The following is a 3345-nucleotide window of genomic DNA, read 5'->3' as shown; positions in this document are numbered from 1 at the left end:
GCCCAGCGGCACATCCGGGGCGGCATCGCCACCCGTAAAAAATACCGCGGCGACTGACGCCGCGCGAGGAGGGACCCTTTATGGCAAATCGTCAACACGGAGGACGGGGCCCGTCCGTCAGCGGGAGCCCGGCCGTCAGACGGGCCGGGCGCACCGTCCCCGTCAGCCGGAGCTCCGCGGCCGGCCGGGGCCCGGTGAACAGACGGGCCCCGGCCGCCGGACAGCAGATCTGGACGCCGTTCCCGCCGGGGGCGCCCGTCTATAAAGAGCCGGAGGTCCGCCGCTGGCCCCACCCGCTGGAGGACGGGAGCCTCCCTCCCGCCTCCGCGCCGGAGCCCGCGCTGCATTACATCCGCTGCGCCTTGTCCTATCAGAACCAGCTCCTGGCAGACATCAAGGTCCTGCTGGAGCAGATGGCCCCGGCGGCAGCTCCGGAGGCGGGGCCGGAGGAGCCCGGCGAAGATCCGCCCAAGTTGTAAACTTTTTGAAAATATTTTGATCCCCTTGTAAAAAATAACAAAAATCCCAGGATTTCCACCGAAAAAATAGCGGCTGAGCCGCTATTTTTTCTCTTGTCTTTTTCCTGGCACGGTCTTATAATGGAGCAGGCGTCCTGTCGGCCCCGTTTTCGGACGGGCCTGTCGCCGACGGACCCAGGACCTGTCCTTGCGGCCGCTGAACGCCGTCCGGCCGGTCTCCCCCCGCCATACCGCGTCGATCCCCCTGCCATGCTCCGGCATGGCTTTGGATGACGCCCTTCCCCGGCGAGGGGGAGCTTCGCCCATCCGGCATCCCCCGGCATGGATGCCGGTCCTCACTCTTTACAGATACGCGCCGCCCAGGCGGCGCACGGGAGGTTCCCATGGCTTCGAGACTCCGCCGCAAAAAGCGCAGCCCCTGGACGCTGACGCTGGTGCTGCTGCTCATCCTCATCGGCCTGTGCTGCGCCGTCGTCCGGGTCTATTTCCGGGCCCCGGATCAAAAGGGCGAAGACGATCCCGTCATGATCCAGAAGGTCAGCGGCCCCGCCGCGTCGGACGGCCTCTCCGACGAGGAAGCGGAGGCCCTCCGCTCCCACTACGAGCGCAAGCCGAAATTCTGGACCATCCTGGTCTCCGGCGTGGACGACGGCAACGGCGGCAGCGACACCAACATCCTGGTGGCCCTGGACGCGGAGTCCCATTACATCTATGGCGTCAGCATCCCCCGGGACACCAAGGCCAACATCGGAGGCAAAAACCACAAGATCAACTTCGCCTACAATTCCGGAGGCATGGAGCTGATGGCGGACACCATCTCGGATCAGCTGGGCATCCCGGTGGACTACACGGTGCTGGTGGACCTGAGGGCCTTCGAGGCCCTGGTGGACGCCATCGGGGGCGTGGACTTCTACATCCCGGTGGACATGGACTATGACGACCCCTATCAGGACCTCTACATCCACTTCTCCAAGGGGATGCGGCACCTGAACGGGATCGACGCCCTCAAGGTGGTCCGCTTCCGGGAGGGCTACGCCTCCCAGGACATCGGCCGGATGCAGACCCAGCAGGACTTTTTGAAGGCCGTGGCCAAGAAGCTGATGACCCCCGCCTCCATCCTCAAGCTGGACGACTTCTGCAAGATCTTCCTCCAATACGTGGACACGGAGCTGACCGTGGGCAACCTGGTCTGGATGGGCACCGAAGCGGCCAATATGGGGATGGAGAACATCGAGTTCTCCACCCTGCCGGGCGCCTGGAAGTCCCCCTATATCTACCTCGACCAGGAGGCGGTGCTGGCCCTCGTGAACGAGCGCCTGAACCCCTACGTGGAGGACCGCACGGCGGAGGACCTGAACATCCCCGCCTGACCATACCGAAAGGAACGCTATGAAAAAAAAGATCCCCGCCCTGCTGCTGGCGCTGTCGCTGCTGCTGGCCTTCCCCCGGGCGCAGGCCGCCCAGGAGGCCGGCTTCCCCAGGCAGCGCACCTACGCCGGGGAGTTCTCCGACCTGGACCCAGGCTCCCCCTTCTATGACAACGTGGCCGCCCTCTATGAGTTCGGCCTCGCCAACGGGAAGGCCGACGGGACCTTCGGCCTCCAGGACCCCCTGACCGTGGGGCAGGTGGTCATCTTCGCCGGGCGCATCCGCAGCCTTTACCGGACCGCGGAGCCGGAGGCCGGCCCCAGCGCCCACGGCGCCGGCGGCGGTCCCGCCGCCCTGCCCTATCTCCGCTATCTCCAGGCCGAGGGCGTGCTGGACACGGATCTGGACGGCCGGCTGTCCCTCCCCGCCTCCAGGGCCCAGGTGGCCCATGTGCTGAACAACGTCCTGCCGGAGGAGGCCCTGCCCGCCGTCCACGACGAGCTCGTCACCCAAGGCTACGCCTCCCGCCGCTTCATCCCGGACGTCACCGAGTATACCCCCTATCAAGAAGACATCCTGGACCTCTACCGCAAGGGCGTCTGCGCCGGCAGCGACGCCTCAGGCTCCTTCCACCCCGACGCGCCCATCACCCGCGGGGCCGCCGCCGCCATGCTCACCCGCATGGTGGACCCCGCCCTGCGGGTGGACCTGCAGTGGGACCTCTCCGCGCTCTACAGCGCCGCCGGGACCACCCTGGCGGACCTGGTGGAGCCGGGGACCTACACCCTCTCCCCCTCCGGTCCGGAGGAGCTGGAGAGCTCCATCCGCCACATGCTCTCCAGGGGCCGCAGCGGCCTGATCTTCTATTACCCCAGCGTCTCCGAGGCGGAGGCCCGGCAGATCATGGACCAGTCCCTGGCCGTGGTGAAGGCCCACTGCGAGCAGGGCTATAACGAAGTCCAGTGCACCCGGGGGGCGGGCCTTTTGACCCTGAGCTTCGGCGCCGCGGGAGCCGGCGGCGAGCTGGAGCAGTACCGCACCGCCGCCATGGAGGCCGCCATCGCCGTCCATGACCGGCTGTGGGCGGAGGGGGCCCTCCGCCCGGACATGACGGAGATGGAGAAGGCCCGGGTCTACTACGACTGGGTCTGCGGCAACTGCGTTTACGACTACCAGGCCGGGTCCAGCTCCCTCAGCCACATCCCCTATAACCTCTTCGTCAACCATACCGCCGTCTGCGACGGCTACACCGGGGCCTACAACCTGCTTTTGAAGCTGGAGGGCATCGCCTGCTCCACCATCATCCAGGGGGACCACATCTGGACCGTCGCCACCCTGGACGGCGCCGAATACCACATCGACACCACCTGGGGCGACAGCGGCAGCGAGATCGACTACGACTATTTCGCCATGACGCCTCAGCGGTCCCAGGAGCTCCACGCCCGGCGCTGAAGCCGGGCCCATGACGAGACCGCGGCGCGGGACCGGATCGGTCCCG

General features: G+C 66.8%; 3 protein-coding genes. All 3 read left to right on the top strand.

Annotation, left to right across the window (positions count from 1 at the left end):
• Positions 1–80: 80 nt before the first annotated feature.
• Entirely contained in the window at positions 81–479 is a 399-nt protein-coding gene (locus QZ332_RS13395; RefSeq protein ID WP_295766351.1) for a hypothetical protein, read from the top strand.
• A 383-nt stretch (positions 480–862) separates the two neighbouring features.
• On the top strand, positions 863–1849 hold the full coding sequence (locus QZ332_RS13390) for an LCP family protein (RefSeq protein ID WP_295766349.1): 987 nt from the start codon (positions 863–865) through the stop codon (positions 1847–1849).
• Between the two features lie 19 nt (positions 1850–1868).
• Positions 1869–3299: an S-layer homology domain-containing protein gene (locus QZ332_RS13385; protein ID WP_295766346.1), complete on the top strand. Its 1431-nt coding sequence runs from the start codon at positions 1869–1871 to the stop codon at positions 3297–3299.
• The last annotated feature ends 46 nt before the right edge of the window (positions 3300–3345 follow it).

The sequence above is a fragment of the uncultured Oscillibacter sp. genome, from assembly GCF_910584465.1.
In the GTDB taxonomy this organism is placed as follows: domain Bacteria; phylum Bacillota; class Clostridia; order Oscillospirales; family Oscillospiraceae; genus Oscillibacter.
The sequence above is the reverse complement of the archived record's forward strand: the minus strand, read 5'-3'. Positions and strand labels throughout refer to the sequence as shown.